Source organism: Streptomyces sp. NPDC101227 (genome assembly GCF_044767545.1).
In the GTDB taxonomy this organism is placed as follows: domain Bacteria; phylum Actinomycetota; class Actinomycetes; order Streptomycetales; family Streptomycetaceae; genus Streptomyces.
The window spans coordinates 510414-527640 of sequence record NZ_JBIWOD010000006.1 but is presented as its reverse complement, the minus strand read 5'-3'; the positions used below and the strand labels follow the sequence as shown (position 1 = coordinate 527640).

The 17227-nt window shown below is 71.5% G+C and carries 16 protein-coding genes; 3 read left to right on the top strand and 13 right to left on the bottom strand.

What is annotated here, in order from left to right; translation table 11 throughout:
- Positions 1-30: 30 nt before the first annotated feature.
- The 8 genes from ACIRPT_RS17460 to ACIRPT_RS17425 form a co-directional block, all read right to left on the bottom strand.
- Positions 31-930, bottom strand: coding sequence for a DUF5936 domain-containing protein (locus ACIRPT_RS17460; protein ID WP_403827848.1), 900 nt, complete (start codon positions 928-930; stop codon positions 31-33).
- A gap of 21 nt (positions 931-951) precedes the next feature.
- The gene (locus tag ACIRPT_RS17455; protein WP_403827846.1) at positions 952-1902 is read right to left on the bottom strand and encodes a type II secretion system F family protein; all 951 of its coding nucleotides are present in this window, start codon (positions 1900-1902) and stop codon (positions 952-954) included.
- 35 nt (positions 1903-1937) lie between these two features.
- Positions 1938-3278, bottom strand: a complete 1341-nt coding sequence (locus ACIRPT_RS17450; RefSeq protein ID WP_403827844.1) for a CpaF family protein — start codon at positions 3276-3278, stop codon at positions 1938-1940.
- 43 nt (positions 3279-3321) lie between these two features.
- Positions 3322-3756 carry a TadE/TadG family type IV pilus assembly protein gene (locus tag ACIRPT_RS17445; RefSeq protein ID WP_403500775.1) on the bottom strand — a complete coding sequence of 145 codons (435 nt, stop codon included), beginning with the start codon at positions 3754-3756 and terminating at the stop codon, positions 3322-3324.
- Positions 3756-4139 (bottom strand): TadE/TadG family type IV pilus assembly protein, encoded by a 384-nt coding sequence (locus ACIRPT_RS17440; RefSeq protein ID WP_403827842.1) that lies wholly within the window; start codon positions 4137-4139, stop codon positions 3756-3758. The genes ACIRPT_RS17445 and ACIRPT_RS17440 overlap by 1 nt, the downstream gene beginning before the upstream one ends.
- Before the next feature lie 3 nt (positions 4140-4142).
- Positions 4143-5570 (bottom strand): CpaE family protein, encoded by a 1428-nt coding sequence (locus ACIRPT_RS17435; protein WP_403827840.1) that lies wholly within the window; start codon positions 5568-5570, stop codon positions 4143-4145.
- A gap of 13 nt (positions 5571-5583) precedes the next feature.
- The gene (gene cpaB, locus ACIRPT_RS17430) at positions 5584-6300 is read right to left on the bottom strand and encodes a Flp pilus assembly protein CpaB (RefSeq protein WP_403827838.1); all 717 of its coding nucleotides are present in this window, start codon (positions 6298-6300) and stop codon (positions 5584-5586) included.
- Positions 6301-6373: 73 nt separating this feature from the next.
- The gene (locus tag ACIRPT_RS17425) at positions 6374-7639 is read right to left on the bottom strand and encodes a hypothetical protein (RefSeq protein ID WP_403827836.1); all 1266 of its coding nucleotides are present in this window, start codon (positions 7637-7639) and stop codon (positions 6374-6376) included.
- Between the two features lie 322 nt (positions 7640-7961).
- Here ACIRPT_RS17425 and ACIRPT_RS17420 point away from each other — a divergent pair, with 322 nt between their 5' ends.
- Entirely contained in the window at positions 7962-8975 is a 1014-nt protein-coding gene (locus ACIRPT_RS17420; RefSeq protein WP_403827834.1) for a chitinase, read from the top strand.
- 90 nt (positions 8976-9065) lie between these two features.
- Here the strand turns inward: ACIRPT_RS17420 and ACIRPT_RS17415 are convergent, their stop codons facing one another.
- A complete protein-coding gene (locus tag ACIRPT_RS17415) occupies positions 9066-9944 on the bottom strand; it encodes a serine protease (protein ID WP_403827832.1) in 879 nt (292 codons plus the stop codon).
- Between the two features lie 246 nt (positions 9945-10190).
- On the opposite strand from ACIRPT_RS17415, the gene ACIRPT_RS17410 reads away from it, so the two are divergent.
- The gene (locus ACIRPT_RS17410; protein WP_403827830.1) at positions 10191-11552 is read left to right on the top strand and encodes a M14 family metallopeptidase; all 1362 of its coding nucleotides are present in this window, start codon (positions 10191-10193) and stop codon (positions 11550-11552) included.
- A gap of 80 nt (positions 11553-11632) precedes the next feature.
- On the opposite strand, the gene ACIRPT_RS17405 is transcribed toward ACIRPT_RS17410, so the two are convergent.
- The 4 genes from ACIRPT_RS17405 to ACIRPT_RS17390 form a co-directional block, all read right to left on the bottom strand.
- A complete protein-coding gene (locus tag ACIRPT_RS17405; RefSeq protein ID WP_403827828.1) occupies positions 11633-13150 on the bottom strand; it encodes a GntP family permease in 1518 nt (505 codons plus the stop codon).
- A 128-nt stretch (positions 13151-13278) separates the two neighbouring features.
- A complete protein-coding gene (locus ACIRPT_RS17400) occupies positions 13279-13689 on the bottom strand; it encodes a RidA family protein (RefSeq protein ID WP_403827826.1) in 411 nt (136 codons plus the stop codon).
- Positions 13690-13698: 9 nt separating this feature from the next.
- Positions 13699-14478 (bottom strand): IclR family transcriptional regulator, encoded by a 780-nt coding sequence (locus ACIRPT_RS17395; protein ID WP_403827824.1) that lies wholly within the window; start codon positions 14476-14478, stop codon positions 13699-13701.
- 73 nt (positions 14479-14551) lie between these two features.
- The gene (locus tag ACIRPT_RS17390) at positions 14552-15538 is read right to left on the bottom strand and encodes a sugar kinase (RefSeq protein WP_403827964.1); all 987 of its coding nucleotides are present in this window, start codon (positions 15536-15538) and stop codon (positions 14552-14554) included.
- A gap of 311 nt (positions 15539-15849) precedes the next feature.
- Between ACIRPT_RS17390 and ACIRPT_RS17385 the strand changes: the two genes are divergently transcribed.
- The gene (locus ACIRPT_RS17385) at positions 15850-17139 is read left to right on the top strand and encodes an amino acid deaminase (RefSeq protein WP_403827822.1); all 1290 of its coding nucleotides are present in this window, start codon (positions 15850-15852) and stop codon (positions 17137-17139) included.
- The last annotated feature ends 88 nt before the right edge of the window (positions 17140-17227 follow it).

The window sequence follows — 17227 nt, the reverse complement described above, 5'->3', positions numbered from 1 at the left end:
TACGGCCAGGGTCGATGGGTACGGCTCCGTTCAGTCGCCCATCAGGGAGCCGAAGTTGGTGCCCGAGCCCAGGAAGAAGCCGGCGACGAGCAGGATCATCGTCGCGGGGACCATGAAGGTGGTGATCACCATGGTGGCCTTGGGGACCGCGCGGGTGGCGCGGCGGCGGGCGTTCTGGGCGTCGGTGCGGCGCATGTCGTTGGCGATCTGGATGAGGGTGTCGACGATGGGTGAGCCGAGTTCCTCGCCCTGCTGGAGGGCCGTCACGAATTGGGCGACCTGTTCGGAGTCGTTGCGTTTGCGCAGTTCGTCGAAGGCCACCCGGCGGCTGACGCCCATGTCCATCTGGCGGAGCGTGATGCGGAGTTCGTCGGCCCAGGGGCCCTCGTACTTCTCCGCGACCCGGTCCAGAGCCTGGCGGAAACCGAGCCCCGCGCTGACGACGACGGCGAGGACGTCCAGGAAGTCCGGGAGGGTGCGTTCGATGGTGTCCTTGCGCTGGCGGATCGCGGCCCAGATGCCGACCTCGGTCCAGAAGAAGGCGAAGAGGAGCATGAGGACGCCGAGGAGGGGCTGGTCGCGGAGGAACATCACCGCGGCGGCGACGAGGCCGAGGGCGCCGTAGACGGCGCGGCGGGCGGCGTAGCGGTCGACGGTGAGGCCGCCGGGGTTGCCGGCCTGGTCGATGCGGCGGCGGATCTTCGCGACGCGTTTGCCGCCCATGAGGCGCAGGACGAGGGGCGCGTGGCGCATGCCCATGCGGTCGACGGCCGAGCCGACGACCGTCGTACGGGTCGAGCCGACCTCCAGGGACAGCGCGAGGTCGGGAGGGAGTCTGGCCTCGCGGCGGTAGAGCGCGATGCCGCAGCAGATGCCGATGACCGAGAGGGCGAAGGCGAGGGCCAGCAGGGTGGCGATTCCCGTTCCCATAGGTGTACCCGAGACCCGTTCCTAGACGTCGATTTTGGCGAAGCGGCGGATGAAGAAGAAGCCGAGGGCGTAGAGGGCGAAGGCCACGACGACCGCCAGCTGGCCGAGGAAGGTGGAGGTCATGCGGTCGATGGCGCCCGGTGCGATGCGGTTCATCAGGAGGAGGGTGCCGATGCCCAGGAGCGGTACGACGTAGGCCGTGACGACGACCTGGGAGAGCTGGGTGCGGACCTCGCGGCGGGTTTCCTTGCGCTCCTCGAGGGTCTTGGTGAGGTTGCGGAGGGATCCGACGACGGTGCCTCCCGCGCGGTTGGCGAGCACGAGGGTGGTGACCAGGACGACGAGTTCGCGGGAGGGGAGGCGTTCGGCGAGTTCGCCGAGGGCCTCGTCGAGGGAGTGGCCGACGGCGAGCTTGTCGGAGACCTTGGCCAGCTCCTCGCCCGCGGGGGCCTCCAGTTCTTCGGCGGCCATGCCCAGTGCCGTGCGCAGGGCGAGGCCCGCCTGGGTGGCGTTGGCGAGGATCCGGGAGAGTTCGGGGAGCTGGTTGATGAATTTCTCGATGCGCTTCTGGCGCTGCCAGTTGAGGAAGGCGAACGCGGACCAGATGGCGACCAGCGCGGCGATCGGGCCGAAGAAGGGGGCGAGGGTGGCCTGCGCGATCAGCCAGAGCGCGATGACCGCGGCGAGGAGGTAGACGAAGAATTCGCCGGGGGTCAGGTCCAGGCCGGTGGCGGCCAGCCGCATCTCCAGGCGGCGGCCGAAGCGGGTGCCGCGCAGGGTGCGGTCGACGGACGGGAAGCGGCGGCGGCGCCGGGTGGGCGGCAGTCCACTCTCGTCGGCGAGGCGGTCGACGATGGCCTGGCGCCGGTCGCGGCCGGTGGCGTAGACGCGTACGCCGATGACGGCCAGCACTCCGCACAGCACGGTGGCGCCGAGGGCCAGCAGGGGCAGGGCGTTCCCGGAGGCCGTCATCGGCCCCCCTGCGGCAGTGGTCAGGGCCCAGCCGGTCATGACGTGGCCTTCCGGGTGGCGAGCTGGTCGTCGGTGGCCGCCACGCCGAAGGCGGGCGGGGTGGGTTCGCCGGCCATGAAGAGGCGTTCGGCGACCCGGCGGGGCAGCGGGAAGTAGCGGAAGGCGCCGTGGACGATGCGGTCGGCGCCCATCGGCTCGGCGTCGAAGCGGCAGATCGTCGCGAGCCGGTAGTCCTCGTGGCCGCGCGAGTCGAGGATGGCGATCTCGCTGATCCGGCGGGAGCCGTCGGCGTGCCGGGTGAGCTGGACGAGGCAGTCGACGGCGCTGTTGATCTGGTCCCGCAGGGCCTCGAAGGGGATCTTGACGTCCGACATGGAGGCCAGGGTCTGGAGTCGCATCAGAGCGTCCTCGGCGCTGTTGGCGTGGACGGTGGCGAGCGAGCCGTCGTGGCCGGTGGACATCGCCTGGAGCATGTCGAGGGTTTCGCCGCCGCGGACCTCGCCGACGATGATGCGGTCGGGGCGCATGCGCAGGGAGTTGCGTACGAGGTCGCGGATGGTGATGCGGCCCTTGCCCTCGACGTTCGGGGGCCGCGATTCCAGGCGGATGACGTGGGACTGCTGGAGCTGGAGTTCGGCGGCGTCCTCGACGGTGATGATGCGTTCGCCGTCGGGGATGAGGCCGGAGAGGGCGTTGAGGAGGGTGGTTTTGCCCGCGCCCGTGGCGCCGGAGACCACCACGTTGAACTTGGCGCGCACCAGCCCCGCCAGCAGCATCAGCATCTGTTCGTCGAGGGTGCCGATGCCGATGAGTTCGGCGAGGGTGTAGGCGCGGGGGAAGCGGCGGATGGTGAGGGTGGCGCCGTTGAGGGCCAGCGGCGGGATGATGACGTTGACGCGCTCGCCGGACGGCAGGCGGGCGTCGACCATCGGATTGGACTCGTCGACACGGCGGTTGACGGTGGAGACGATCCGCTCGATGGTCTGCATCAGCTGCTCGTGGGAGGCGAAGCGTACGGGCAGGAGCTCGACCCGGCCGGACCGCTCGACGTACACCTGGTCCGGGCCGTTGACCATGATCTCGGTGATGGAGGCGTCCTCGAGCAGCGGTTCCAGGACGCCCAGGCCGAGTGCCTCGTCGACCACCCGGCGGATGAGCTGGGAGCGTTCGGCGGTGGACAGGACGGGGCCCTCGCGGCTGATGATGTGGCCCAGGACGCGTTCCAGGCGCGAGCGGCGCTCGGCGGCGCTCAGCGAGGACATCTCGGCGAGGTCGATCTCTTCGAGCAGCTTGGCGCGGTAGACCGCGACCAGATGGCTGTCGTGGCGGGCCTCGCCGGGCGGCTCGGGGGCGACGATCCGGGCTTTCAGGCTCATCGCGGTGGTGCTCCTGGTCCTGTGGGTGGCAGTTGCGCCGGCACTACGGGGCTCCTTCGTCCGTGCCCGCCGCGGCGTTCGGGGTGTCGTGGGCGGGGGTGGGCATGGTGGCGCTGCGGCGTGCGGTGCCGAAGTCGACGCCGGGGATGACGGAGGGGATGTGCACGGTCGCGGTGGCGCGGGCCGCGCCCGTGCCGGCGCCGGACACCGAGATCGTGGCGCCCTTGCCGATCCAGCCGCTCATCGCGGCCCGGCCCGCGGCGGCCGGATCGGCCTCGCGATCGGCCTCGTCCAGGGACGCCGTACGGGCCGCGGCGCGGGCGCCGGTGCCGGCCTGCTGGACGGCGTACGCGCCCAGGCCCAGCTGGACCACGGCCAGCGCGACGGCCAGCAGCACCGGCAGGAAGCCGAGGAATTCGATGGAGACCTGGCCGCGGTCGCGGCCGGGCCGCCGGGCGGGGGCGGTGCGTGCGGCCATCAGTCCCGGGCCTCCTTCACGGCGCCGGCCGAGCCGGTCACGGTCCAGGGGAAGGCGGCCGCGCCGGGGAACAGCACCGGGACCTTGAGGCGGACCGTGGCCTTCCACAGCCCGGCCTCGGGGTGGCAGGCGGTCGTGGCGCCGCTGCGCCAGGAGGCGGGCAGATCGCGTTCGGCGGCGGTCCGGCAGGCGCCCGGGCCGCCGTTCTCGAGGGCGGCGGCGGCCCGCGCGCCCCGGTCGGCGGAGTTGGCGGCCAGCGAGAAGGTGTAGCCGATCAGCACGCACTGCCACAGCAGGACGAGGACCAGCCCGATCAGCGGGAGCAGGCCGAGGAATTCGACGGAGACCTGGCCCCGGTCGCTGCCGCCCAGCGGGCGCCGCACCTCTCAGCCCTCCTCGTACGGGCCGAACGGCCCCGTGCCGCCGGCCGCCGCCGAGGAGCCGCGCCGTGCCCCGAACCTGGGCCCGGGGCCGGGAGCCTGCGCCGGGAACTGGCCCGTCCCCGGTCCGGGAGCCGCCCCCGCGGTGATCGCCTTGCGCTTGCGCCCGGTCAGCGCCGTCCGCCCGCGCTGGCCGCCCCGGCCCTGGCGTGCGGCCGGCGAGTCGACCAGGCCCAGTTCGGCGGCGAGCGCCCAGAGCGCCTGCTTGATGGTCGAGCGGGCGTCCAGGTCCTGCATCCGGCCCGCGTCGACGCAGGGCTGGAGCTCCTTGAAGGCGGCGGGGACGGCCGTCCTGGCCATCTGGGTGCCGGTGGCCTTGGCGACCAGCGGCGGCTGGATCTCCGTGCTGCGGGTGAGGCGGTTGACCAGCGTCGTGGTGTCCGCCGCCTTGCGGATCTGGAGGCGGTCCCACAGCCGCACCTGCCGCTTGGCGGCGCGCACGGCCACCACGTCCGGGGTGGTCACCAGCAGCGCCACATCGGCGAGTTCGACGGCCGCGGCGTTCGCGGACTGCATCTGTGAGCCGCAGTCGATGACCACGACTTCGTAGCGGGAGCGCAGCGCGGTGACGATCTGCCGGGCGGCCCGGTCGTCGACCTCCTCGCCGCGCTCGCCCTCCTCCGGGGCCAGCAGCAGGCCCAGCCCGGTGTGGTGGTCGTGCACCGCGTCCTGGAGGACCCGTACGGAGATGTCCTCGATGCCGGCGAGGTCGACGAGGGAGCGGCGGAACTGGACGTCCAGATAGGAGGCGACATCGCCGGACTGGAGGTCCATGTCCACCAGGGCGACGCGGCGGCCCGCGGCGTGCGCGGCCAGCGCCAGCTGGACGGCGGTGACGGTCGTGCCGACGCCGCCCTTGGCGCCGGTCACCGTCACCAGCGTCCCGGCGGGTCCGGGGGCCGCATCCGGGCTTCCCCCCAGGTGGACCCGTACGCCCGCCGACCACTGGGCGGCGGCCTGCACCCGGGCCGTCAGTTCCTCGTACCCGAGCGGCAGTCCGACGATGCCGCGGGCGCCGGCGTCCATCGCCGCGGAGAACAGCGCCGGACCGGCGTCCGTCGTGATCAGTACGACGCCGACGGCCGGGAAGCGCAGCGCCACCTCGCGGATCAGCTCCAGGGCGGGCAGCGGGCCGATCCGCTCGTGGACGAGGACGACTTCGGGCAGTCCCTCGACGGCGGGCGCCGGGCCGCGGCCGCCGGTGGGGCCGGCGGGCCGGGCGCCGGCTCCGGAGGCCTCGGCCAGGGCGCCGAGCAGCGCCGTGGAGTCGGCGACGACGGGCGCGGGTTCGGCGTCCGGCAGCTGGCTGAGCAGCGAGGAGACGATGCGTGCGGCGTCGGGGTCGCCGACTGCGGGGAGGATGCGGATGGTCACCTGTGCCTCCGGGTCACTTGTCGCCGTCGAGGGTGTAGGTGCGCTCGCCGGGCGGGATGGTCGCGTCGCTGCCGGGGGCGAGCAGGGCGAGCCGTACGTGGGAGGCGAAGGATTCGGCGTACGCCACCCGCTGGGCGTCGCGGGTGTTCAGCGCGAAGGTGATCGGGACGGCCTCGCCCGCCTGGCGGTTGGTGGTGGTGTCGCCGGGGTCCCGCGCCTCCAGGGGCGTCAGCTTGCCGACGTCGATGACCTGGGCGCCGGCGACGATGACCTTGGAGACCGGCTTGTCCTCGGGGCGCTTGCCCTCGAAGGTGGCGTAGATGTTCACCCGCGAGCCGGGGTTGATCTTCCCGGCCACGCCGGTGGCGGCGTCGATCATGATGGCGATCTCCTGCTGCCCGGGCTTCAGCGCCGGCCGGTCGACGACCATGTCCTCCTGGAGCAGCGAGCCCTTCTTCAGCGGGGTCACCGCGATCTTGCCGCTGACCCGGTCGAGGTCGGTCACGGCGGTCGGCGGCAGCCATCGCTGGGGCATCTTCACCTTTTCGAACTGCCCCGGATCCAGCGCTTTATAGGCGGCGACGTCCGCCTTCAGCCGGTACGCCGTCTTCTCCGGCCCGACCTTGGACTCGACGTTCTTGATCACCGACAGCACGCCGATGAATGCGCCGATCGCACAGAGGGCCGACACGAGCAGCAGGATCACTCCGCGGCGCTGGCGTGAGTTCATGGGGGTGGGACCTCGATCGGGGGACGGGGGTGTAACGGTCGGTCGGCGGGGCGGGCCGGGGGCCGCGGTCGGGTCAGCGCACGCGGGCCACCGTCCGGGCCGTGCCGGGGAAGTCGGGGTGGCCGGGGAGGTCCCAGCGGCCGTGGGCGCCGGGAGCCGGGCCGTTCGGCACGCCCGGTCCGCGTACGTCCAACTGGCCTGGGGCGGCGTCCCGTACGCCCGGGACTCCGGACGGCGCCACCGGGGAGAGGCCGCGCCGGCTCAGCGGGGACGGGGGCGGCGGGGGGTCTACCGGGGGCGGCGGGGCGTGTTCGGGGGCGGCCGGCGCAGGGGTGGCATGCCCAGGGGTGGCGGGCTCAGGGGCGGCGGGCCCGGGGGCGGGCATCGCAACGGCGGTGGCCGCAGGGGCCGCGGCCGGGCACGGCGCCCCGGCGGAGGCGTCCGCCGTGCCGGAGCCGGCGCGCTGCGGCCCCGCTATCGCGGCGGGTTCCCGCCCGCCGCCACCCGCGGCCCGCTCCCGTGCCACCGGCGTCGCGCAGAACGCGCACCGGTCGCCGATGAGTTCGCGCGCGCACCAGCGGCACTCCTCGCGCCGTACGGACGCCACCAGCTGGTAGAGCACCGAGGGGTCCGCGATGGACGCCGCGAACTCGATCAGCTTCGGGGTGCCCCACCACCGGGCGGACTCGGCCGGCAGCCGCTCCTCGTACGCGCCCTGCACCTGCCAGGCCGGGGCGAGCGACCGGGTGACCCACTCACCGGTGAGCTGGCCGCGCGCGACCGCGAGCTGGGTGGCGAACCCGGGCGCCGGCAGCCCGGCCTCGGTGCTGTGGCGGTCCAGGTGCTGCAGCCGCGCCTCGGGGTTGGCGAGCACCGCGAAGTGCGCGCCGGGCAGCCAGGACTTCATATGGGAGCGCAGGTCCACCTCGACCCGGTCCAGGCCGCTGACGCTGCCCAGCAGGGCGCCGGCGTGTACGTAGTGCGCCAGCAGCCGCGCCGCGCAGGCCAGCAGCCCCGGGCTGAAGTCGCACAGCGACAACTGCCGCAGCTGGCGGGCGAGCACCGCCACCCCCAGCGGCGGCAGGGTCAGCGGCAGGATGGCGATCCGGTCGCTTTCGAGGACGGCGCGCAGGGTGTGCAGCCGGCGGATGTGTTCGGGCGGACAGGCGGAGGAGTAGAGCACGACGAGGTGGCCGTGGTGCTCCAGTACGGCGGCGGTCTCCGTCAGGGCGTCGTCCAGCGGCTGGAGATGCGGGGCCTTGAGGACGACGGCGGCGGGGGTCTGCCGGTTGGCGGGCAGTGCGAGGTCAGGGCTGGTGACTGCAATCGCGGTCGGCACGTCGCTCCCCCACTCCTAGCGGCCGCCGGAGGTCCGGGACCGCGGATCGGCACAGCTCTGCGCCATCGGCGCCATACGCTCAGCACTTTATCCACGAGATACGCCCCAGAGAACACGTTCTGGGCTACTCGTCATGACGGCGGGCCGGGAGGGAAACGGCACATACCGGCCGGGCAACCGATGGGGGAACTTCCGCTTCCGCCCGAACTCTTGAAAAACCCTTGACAGGCCCATTGGTCTGGACCACGTTGTACGGCAAGCCCAGGGGCCCCTGAGCGCGTTCCGGCACCACCCCTCAACTTCCCCCCACACGGAGGCAGTCGTGGTACGCGCACCTTCCGGCACGGCAAGAAGAACACTGGCGAAAAGGCTGCTGACGGGGCTGGCCGCGGCCGTCCTGGTGTCGGCGGGGACGGCCCCCATCAGCACGGCCGCCCCCGCCGCGGACTCCGCCGCCGTACCGAAACACGCCGTCACCGGCTACTGGCAGAACTTCAACAACGGCGCCACCGTCCAGAAGCTGAAGGACGTCAACGACGCCTACGACATCATCGCCGTCTCCTTCGCCGACGCGACCGGCGAGCCCGGCGCCGTCACCTTCCACCTCGACCCGGCCGTCGGGTACGGCTCCGTCGACGACTTCAAGGCGGACATCAAGGCCAAGCAGGCGGCCGGAAAGTCAGTCGTCGTCTCCGTGGGCGGCGAAAAGGGCTCGGTGTCCGTCAATGACGACGCCTCCGCCAAGAACTTCGCCGACTCGGTCAACAAGCTGATGGACGAGTACGGCTTCAACGGTGTCGACATCGACCTGGAAAATGGCCTCAATTCGACGTACATGACGCAGGCGCTCAAGGCCGTGCACGCCGCGCACGGCGATGTCGTGGTGACCATGGCCCCGCAGACCATCGATATGCAGTCACCGGCGAACGAGTACTTCAAGACGGCCCTCGGCATCAAGGACTTCCTGACCGTCGTCAACATGCAGTACTACAACAGCGGTTCGATGAACGGCTGCGACGGCAAGGTCTACGCCCAGGGCTCGGTGGACTTCCTGACCTCGCTCGCCTGTATCCAGCTGGAAGGCGGCCTCGACCCGTCCCAGGTCGGCATCGGCGTACCGGCCTCCTCCCGCGCGGCCGGCAGCGGATATGTGGCGCCGGACGTCGTCAACGCCGCCCTGGACTGCCTCACCCAGGGCACCGGTTGCGGCTCCTTCAAGCCGTCGAAGACCTATCCGGGCCTGCGCGGCGCGATGACCTGGTCGACGAACTGGGACGCCGCGAACGGCAATGCCTTCGCGAGCCAGGTGGGCGGGCACGTCCACGGGCTTCCGTAACCGGCCCGGCCCGCCGGGCCCCGGCGCCACCCCCCACAGCCAGGTCCCGTGCACCGCATGCACGGGACCTGGCGTACTGCGTGCGCGCTCCTACCGGCGGGTGGCCGCGGGCTTGGGCAGCTCGCATCCCTCCGCGCTCAGGTCAAGCTTGTTGCCGACCCCGAAGCACTTCGGTATCCCGTACGTCTCCTGGGCGTAGTTGATGCCCTTGTGGACCGTGACATTGCCGTTCTCGTCGACCTCGCACGGGTTGTTGACGGTGCACTTCTCGCCGTCTTCGTTACCCGTGTTGTTGATCGCCGCGACCTTGCCGCTGGTGGTGTCGATCACCGGCGACCCGGACGTCCCGCCGATGGTCTTGCACTCCGGCGTGTAGCGGACGGAGTCCTTCCAGGTCCAGTCGCCCTCCTTGAGCTGCGGCACGAACCCGTCGACATTGCAGGAGTAGATCTTCTTCCAGTACCCGGAGACCACGCTGATCCCGGCGCCCTTGGCCGGGTGCTCGGTGGCCAGCTCCAGCGGCTTGATGCCGTACTTCTGCTCGATCTGGGCGTAGGTCGAGCTCGTTTCGTACAGCGACACATCGGTATCGGTCATCGTCGCGTACGCGACCTTGGTGGCCTTGATCGTGCCGAGCGAACCGGCCGACTTGTCGAGCAGGGTGAAGCTGCGGCTGGACGGCTGGTCGACGATGACCTCGCCCGCGCCCGGCATTCCGCTCTCCAGGCAGTGCCCGTTGGACATCACCAGGGCGTGGTCGTTCTCCTGCGAGGTCGGCATCTTGACGACCGAACCGGAGCAGTTGCTCAGCGCGACCGTGCCGGCGAAGGTGACGGCCTTGGTCTTGTGGTGCTGCGGCTGCTGGTGGTGGACCTGGGGTGCGGCACCGGCCGTACCGGCCATGCCTGTCACCAGGGTTGCGGCTCCCAGAACGGCCGTGGCCAGGGTGCCGACGAGAGGTCGGTTCATGTGGGGGTCCTCTCAGCTTCGGTGCCGAAGGCCCGTCACCTCACTCGTCACGGCCCTTCGGCTTTGTCGTGCGCATTGTTGGCCGCGGAACGTTCCCAGGCAATGAATTTCCGTGAATCGATGGCAACTTGCCGGATTCAACGCCTTCGCGCCGCCCCCATATCCGGCCGCCCTACGCCTTGACCCGCCCATGCCAACCCTCAACACTGGCGGCGTCGCTTCGCCTCACACCCCACAGGAGACCGCATGCGACCCCGACGCATACGCGGCGGACGGACCACCGTCCTCGCCGCCGCCCTCTCTCTCGCGCTCGCCGCACCCATCGCGGCCACGCAGGCCCAGGCCTCCCCCTCCGGCGCCCCACCGTCGGCCCGGGCCGCCCGGACCGCCGAACTCCCGCACCAGTACGAGGTGTCCGGCCCCGCCACCCCGGCCGAGCGCACCGCCCTGACCGCGACCGGCGCCTCCGTCGACGAGGTCCACGGCCGCGCCGTGGTCATCACCGCGGACCGCGCCCAGGCCGCCCTCGTCCGCCAACTCGGCTATTCCCTGCGGAAGTTGCCCGATCCGCCGAACGCTCCGGCCGCCTCCGGCCGGATCAAGGACTTCCCGGCCGGCTACGCGAACTACCACACCTACGACGAGGCCACGAAGGAGATCGACGCTCTCGTCGCCAAGTACCCGGCCATCCTCAGCAAGCAGGTCATCGGCAAGTCCCACGAGGGCCGCGACATCCTCGCCCTCAAGCTCAGCAAGAACGTCACCAAGGACGAGAACGAGCCAGAGGTCCTCTTCACCGCCCACCAGCACGCCCGGGAACATCTCACCGTCGAGATGGCCCTCTACCTCCTCAATGAATTCACCGGGAAGTACGGCTCGGACGACCGCATCACCAAGATGCTCGACTCCCGCGAGATCTGGATCATCCCCGATCTGAACCCGGACGGCGGCGAGTACGACATCGCCACCGGGAAGTTCCAGAGCTGGCGCAAGAACCGCCAGCCCAACGCCGGAAGCAACGAGGTCGGCACCGACCTCAACCGCAACTGGGACTTCAAATGGGGCTGCTGCAACGGCTCCTCCGACGACCCGGGCGACGAGACCTACCGCGGCCCGTCGGCGGCCTCCGCCCCCGAGGTCCAGGTGGTCTCGAAGTTCGTCCACAGCCGCAACGTCGGCGGCAAGCAGCAGATCAAGGCCGCCATCGACTTCCACACGTACAGCGAACTCGTCCTGTGGCCCTTCGGCTTCACCAACGACGAGACCGGCCCCGGCATGACCCAGGACGAGCACGACACCTTCGCCGCCATCGGCAAGAAGATGGCCGCGAGCAACGGCTACACCCCCGAGCAGTCCAGCGAGCTCTACATCACCGACGGCGCGATCGACGACTGGCTGTGGGGCGACCAGAAGGTCTTCGCCTACACCTTTGAGATGTATCCGTCCTCGGCCGGGTCCGGCGGCTTCTACCCGAAGGATTCGGTGATCCCGAAGGAGACCGCGCGCAACAAGGACGCGGTGCTCCAGCTGCTGGAGACGGCGGACTGCCCGTACCGGGCGATCGGCAAGGAGCAGCAGTACTGCAAGGGCGGCCGAACCCGCGGCTGACGGAGCGAGGGGCGCCCGGCTCGGTGTCGATGCCGGGCGCCCCCTCGCCGTACGTACGGACCGCGTAGCGGTGTCCCGCGCTAGACGAAGATGCTCAGCACCGCGGCGACCGCGAAGCCCGCGACGGACAGGACCGACTCCAGAACCGTCCAGGACTTGAGCGTATCCCGCTCCGAGATGCCGAAGTACTTCGAGACCATCCAGAACCCTCCGTCATTGACATGCGAGGCGAAGATCGAGCCCGCCGAAATCGCCATGATGATCAGCGCCAGGGCGGCCTGGGACATGCCCTTCCCCTCCACCAGCGGCAGCACGATGCCGGCGGTCGTCACGATGGCGACCGTCGCCGAGCCCTGGGCGACCCGCAGCACCAGCGACAGCAGATAGGCCAGCACGATGACCGGCAGGCCGACGTTGTGGAAGGTGTCGGACAGCGCCGTGGCGACGCCGCTGCCCTTGAGGACGGCGCCGAAGATTCCGCCGGCGCCGACGACCAGGATGATGTTGCCCACCGGCTTCAACGACGCCGTGGAGACGGCCTCCAGGGACTTGCGGGACCAGCCGCGGCGGATGCCCAGGAGGTAGTAGGCGAGCAGCAGGGCGATCGTCAGGGCGACGAAGGGGTGGCCGAAGAACTCGATGACCGAGCGGGCGGTGGAGGGGGCCAGGGCGATGGAGGAGAAGGTCGCCAGGAGGATGAGGACCAGGGGCGTGCCGATGATGGCGAGGACGGTGGCGAGGGGGACCGGCTTCTCCTGGGGCGCGCCGCCCTTCCCCGGGCCCGCGGCCGCTGCTCCGCCGGACCGCTCTGCGGCGACGGTGGCCCTGGCCTCCTCGGCTGCCTCGACCATGTCCTGCGGTACGGGGACGAAGAGGCGCTTGCCGATCCAGGCGGCGTAGCCCCAGGCGGCCAGCACGGCGGGGATGCCGCAGACGATGCCCATGAGGATGACCCAGCCGAGGTCGACCTTGAGGAGGCCGGCGGCGGCGACCGGGCCGGGGTGCGGGGGCAGGAAGGCGTGGGTCATGGAGAGACCCGCGAGCAGTGGCATGCAGTAGAGGAGGATCGACTTGCCGGACCTCTTCGCCGCCGCGTAGACGATCGGGGCCAGGACGAAGATGCCGACGTCGAAGAAGACCGGGATGCCGAAGATCAGGCCGGTCAGGCCCATGGCCAGCGGGGCGCGCCGCTCGCCGAAGAGGCGGAGCAGGCGGGCGCTCAACACCTCGGCGCCGCCGGAGACTTCGAGTATCGCGCCGAGCATGGTGCCCAGGCCGATGATGATGGCGACATGGCCGAGGATGCCGCCCATGCCGGTCTCGATCATCGAGACGGCGTCGGACTTCTGGACCGTGCCGAAGAGTTCGGTGACGGAGAGGCCGGCGGCCAGGCCGACCACGATGGACACCGACAGCAGCGCGACGAAGGGCTGCAGCCTGACCTTGATGATCAGGACGAGGAGCAGCGCGATGCCCAGGGCCGCGACCGTCAGCAGGCCCGCGGTGCCCGGTATCAGGGCGAGCAGGCCACCGGTGTGGGGTGGTGGTGGCGGGGTGGCCGGGGTGGCGGCCGTGGCGGTCGTGGCGGCGAGGAACATGGTCGGACTCCGATGTCGGACAGCAGGATGTTTCCAGGTAGGGCGGACCGCGGCACGGCGACCCGTCGGTACGGGGCGCCGCGCCGTGCGGCTGGTGGTGCGGGTGTTCTAAGGGCACGGGCGGTGGCTCAGCTCAGGACCGCGAGGGCGTCGATCTCGATGAGCAGGCCCTTGGGCAGACCGACGTAGACCGTCGTCCGGGCGGCCGGCGCCTCCTTGAGGCCCTGCTCCTCGAAGTAGGCGTTGTAGATCGCGTTCATCTCGGCGAAGTGGTCCACGTCGGTGAGGTAGACGCGGATCATCATCGCGTCGTCCCAGGTGGCGCCGCCCTCTTCGAGGATGGCCCGGACGTTGGCGAGGGTCTGGAGGGTCTGCTCGCGCAGGGTGGGGCCGGCCGGGGTGGGGGCCTGGCCCTCGACGGCGGGCAGGAAGCCGACCTGGCCGGCGACCTGGAGGATGTTGCCCTTCTTGACGCCGTGGGAGAACTTCGCGGGCGGGGTGGTGTGGGTGGCCGGGGTGAGGGCGGTCTTCTCGGTCATGGGGTTCCTTCAGGCTTCCTTTGACGGGCCGGCTGGGGGCTGGGGGATTGCGGTACCGGAGTACTCCCGGCTGATCGCGTCGGCGGTGCGGCGTACCAGCGGGAGAAGGGTGAGGAGTTCCTCGGCGCTGACGACGACGTTCGGCGCGGAGACCGACATGGCGGCGACCAGGCGGCCGTCCGCGCCGCGGATGGGGGCGCCGACGCAGTTGATGGACTCCTCGTGGCCACCGAGGTCGGTGGCCCAGCCCTGTTCGCGCACCTTGGCCAGTTCGGCGAGGAAGGCCGTGGCGTTGGGCGTCGAACGGGACGTGTAGAGGGGGTATTCGAGTCTTTCCGCGAGGGCGCGGCGCTCGGGTTCGGGCAGGTCGGCGAGGAGCAGCTTGGCGACCGCGGCGACGGTGATCGCGACGGGCTTGCCGATCCGGGAGTACATCCGGACGGGGTAGCGGCTCTCGACCTTGTCGATGTAGAGGACCTCGTTCTCCTCGTAGACCGCGAGGTGGACGGTGTGTCCGCATTTCTCGTTGAGTCCGACGAGGTGGGGGTGGGCGATGTCGCGTACGTCGAGGCTCTCGACTGCCTGCTGGGCGAGCGCGAAGAGGCGGGTGCCGAGGCGGTAGCGCTGGTCGGGCTGGCGGTAGACGAGGCCGTGCTCGGTGAGGGTGCGCAGCAACCGCAGGGCCGTGGACTTGTGGACGCCGAGGCGGTCGGCGACCTGTCCCAGGTCGGCGGGTCCCTCGGCGAGCAGCGGGAGGATGCTCAGCGCCCGGTCGACGGTCTGACTCATGTTCGTGCCTCGCTTCGCCCGTCCCCGCCTTCGCCAGGGACCCGCCTCTCCATGGTTGCCTCGCTGCGCTCGCTCACGGTGTACCTACCTCCTGGTCCACGGCCGCCGTGGCTGTCGTCCAGCCGGGGCCGAGGTGCAGTGTCCCCCAGGCGTCGTCGTCGAGGGCGGCAAGGCGGTCGGCGCGGTACCGGGCCGCGGGCACCGCGAGGTCGCCGGGGACGGTGAGGGCGGCGGCGGCCATGAGGTGGCCGTGGCGCAGGCGTTGGCTGACGGGGAGCCCGCGCAGGGTGGCGGAGAGGAACCCGGCGGCGAAGGCGTCACCGGCGCCGACGGCCGCGACGACGTCGACGCGGGGCGCGGGCTCCTCGTGGCGGCGGCCCCTGCTGTCGTAGGCGATCGCGCCGTCGGCGCCCCGCTTGACGACGAGGAGCTGTGGCTCGGGCAGGGCGGCGCGGATCGCGTCGGGGCCGCCGGTGACGCCCCAGGCGTCGGCGGCCTCGTCCTCGCCGACGAAGACGAGGTCGGCGCCGCGCGCGAGGTCGAGCAGGACGCGCGCGTCGGCGGGGTCGCGCCAGAGGCCGGGGCGGTGGTTGACGTCGAAGGAGACGCCGTCCGCCCCGGTGGCCGCGTCCGTGAGGGAGCGCATCAGGTCCAGGCAGCCGGCGGAGAGCGCGGCCGTGATGCCGGACAGGTGCAGGAGGCGTCCGGAGCGCAGCGCTGCCCGGTCGGTGTTGGCCGTGGACAGCGCGGAGGCGGCGGACCCGGCCCGGTAGTAGGCGACCTCGTGGGCGTCGGTGGCGCGGTCGCCGGCCGTGCGGAAGTAGATGCCGGTGGGGCGGGCGGGGTCGCGGCGTACGGCGGTGGTGTCGACCCCGTACGCGCCGATGGCGGCCACGAGGTGATCGCCGAATCCGTCGGCGCCGACCCGGCTGACCCATTTCGCGGTGTGTCCGGCGGCGGCCAGCATGCACGCCACATTGGACTCCGCGCCGCCGATGGCGCGCTCGAAGGCGGGGACATCGGCGAGCCGTCCCGCTGTGGTGGGCAGGAAGGTGACCATGGACTCGCCGAGGCAGACGACATCGACGTCCGGGACGGTCCTGCCGTCCGGGGCGGCGGTGCCGCTGACGTTCGAGGGCCTGGTCACGATCGGCTGTGCTCCTTCGCTGTGGTGTCCGCGCGGCCCGTGTTCCGGCCGTTCCCCGCCGGGGTCCGCGCCGGTTTCACACGGTTTCATCACCAGGTTTCCCACCGGGTTTCTCACCATTGACCGGGTGATGGCCCGGATGTTAGACAGCTGTAAGCGTCATACGCAATGACCGTTGCAAAGAATGCAACGCTTAATGCCACACGATCTTCAGAGGAGGCCCCATGGCCGTCGAGCGGCTCGCGCAGGGACTCGAGGGACTCGCGGCGGAACGCGTCGATCACCGCTTCAAGGCGCTCCCTCCGGACGCCGAGGGCCGCACCGTCGGCGAGCTGGCCGCCGAACGCCGCAACCTCTTCACCGACGGCTTCACCACCCCCGTGCTCGCCCTGTCCGCCGAGTCGGTCGAGCACAACCTCGCCCTGATGGAGACCTACGCCACCCGGCACGGCCTGGCCTTCGCCCCGCACGGCAAGACCTCCATGGCCCCGCAGCTCTTCGCCCGCCAGATCGAGCACGGCGCCTGGGGCATCACCGCCGCCGTCCCCCACCAGGCCCGCGTCTACCGCAGCTACGGCATCCGGCAGATCTTCCTCGCCAACGAGGTCGTCGACGCGCCCGCGCTGCGCTGGCTCGCCGCCGAGCTGGCCGCCGACCCCGATTTCCGCTTCATCTGTTACGTCGACTCGCTGCGCGGCATCGAGCTGATGGACATCGCGCTGCGCGAGGCGGGGGCCACCCGCCCGGTGGACGTCGTCATCGAGCTGGGCGCCGGCGAGGGCGCCCGTACCGGCGTCCGCACCGAGGCCGAATGCCTGGAACTGGCCGATGCCATCGCGGGCGTGGACACCCTCCGGCTGGTCGGCGTCGCCGGTTACGAGGGCGAGGTCCCGGACGCGAGCACGGAGCGGGTGACCGCCTGGCTGCGCCGACTGGTCGCGCTGGCCGTGGAGTTCGACAAGGCGGGCCGGTTCGCCGACCTCGACCGGATCGTGGTCAGCGCGGGCGGCAGCGCCTGGTTCGACGCGGTCGCCGAGGTCTTCGAGGAGATCCCCGACCTGTCCGCCCCGGTCCTCAAACTCCTCCGCTCGGGCGCCTATGTCTCGCACGACGACGCCCACTACCGCCGCCTGACCCCCTTCAACCGCATCCCGGAGGAGGGCGCCCTCCAGCCCGCCTTCCGCCTCTGGGCGCAGGTCGTCTCCCGCCCCACCCCGCAGCAGGCATTCCTCAACGCGGGCAAGCGGGACGCGGCGTACGACCTCGACCTCCCGCAGGCCCAGGTCGTACGGTCCGGCCGGGACGGCACCGAGCGCCGCGCGGACGGCATCACCGTCACCGGGCTGTCCGACCAGCACGCCTGGGTGACGACCGAGCACGCCGGCGACCTGGAGGTGGGCGACTGGGTCGGCCTGGGCCTGTCCCACCCCTGTACGTCCTTCGACAAGTGGCAGCTGATCCCGCTGGTCGAGGCCGACGGCACGGTCACGGACTTCATCCGCACCTTCTTCTAGCCCCGCCGGCCCCGTATCCCTCCCGACCCCGGCGGCGCGCGCCGATCCCCCGCGGCGCGCGCCGCCGGCCCCGCGCCGAAAAGCAACG

Excerpts from the sequence above, each read along its gene's own strand:
- ACIRPT_RS17460 (WP_403827848.1), bottom strand. The coding sequence starts at position 930 with ATGGGAACGGGAATCGCCACCCTGCTGGCCCTCGCCTTCGCCCTCTCG.
- ACIRPT_RS17455 (WP_403827846.1), bottom strand. The coding sequence starts at position 1,902 with ATGACGGCCTCCGGGAACGCCCTGCCCCTGCTGGCCCTCGGCGCCACC.
- ACIRPT_RS17450 (WP_403827844.1), bottom strand. The coding sequence starts at position 3,278 with ATGAGCCTGAAAGCCCGGATCGTCGCCCCCGAGCCGCCCGGCGAGGCC.
- ACIRPT_RS17445 (WP_403500775.1), bottom strand. The coding sequence starts at position 3,756 with ATGGCCGCACGCACCGCCCCCGCCCGGCGGCCCGGCCGCGACCGCGGC.
- cpaB (WP_403827838.1), bottom strand. The coding sequence starts at position 6,300 with ATGAACTCACGCCAGCGCCGCGGAGTGATCCTGCTGCTCGTGTCGGCC.
- ACIRPT_RS17415 (WP_403827832.1), bottom strand. The coding sequence starts at position 9,944 with ATGAACCGACCTCTCGTCGGCACCCTGGCCACGGCCGTTCTGGGAGCC.
- ACIRPT_RS17410 (WP_403827830.1), top strand. The coding sequence starts at position 10,191 with ATGCGACCCCGACGCATACGCGGCGGACGGACCACCGTCCTCGCCGCC.
- ACIRPT_RS17405 (WP_403827828.1), bottom strand. The coding sequence starts at position 13,150 with ATGTTCCTCGCCGCCACGACCGCCACGGCCGCCACCCCGGCCACCCCG.
- ACIRPT_RS17400 (WP_403827826.1), bottom strand. The coding sequence starts at position 13,689 with ATGACCGAGAAGACCGCCCTCACCCCGGCCACCCACACCACCCCGCCC.
- ACIRPT_RS17395 (WP_403827824.1), bottom strand. The coding sequence starts at position 14,478 with ATGAGTCAGACCGTCGACCGGGCGCTGAGCATCCTCCCGCTGCTCGCC.
- ACIRPT_RS17390 (WP_403827964.1), bottom strand. The coding sequence starts at position 15,538 with ATGGTCACCTTCCTGCCCACCACAGCGGGACGGCTCGCCGATGTCCCC.
- ACIRPT_RS17385 (WP_403827822.1), top strand. The coding sequence starts at position 15,850 with ATGGCCGTCGAGCGGCTCGCGCAGGGACTCGAGGGACTCGCGGCGGAA.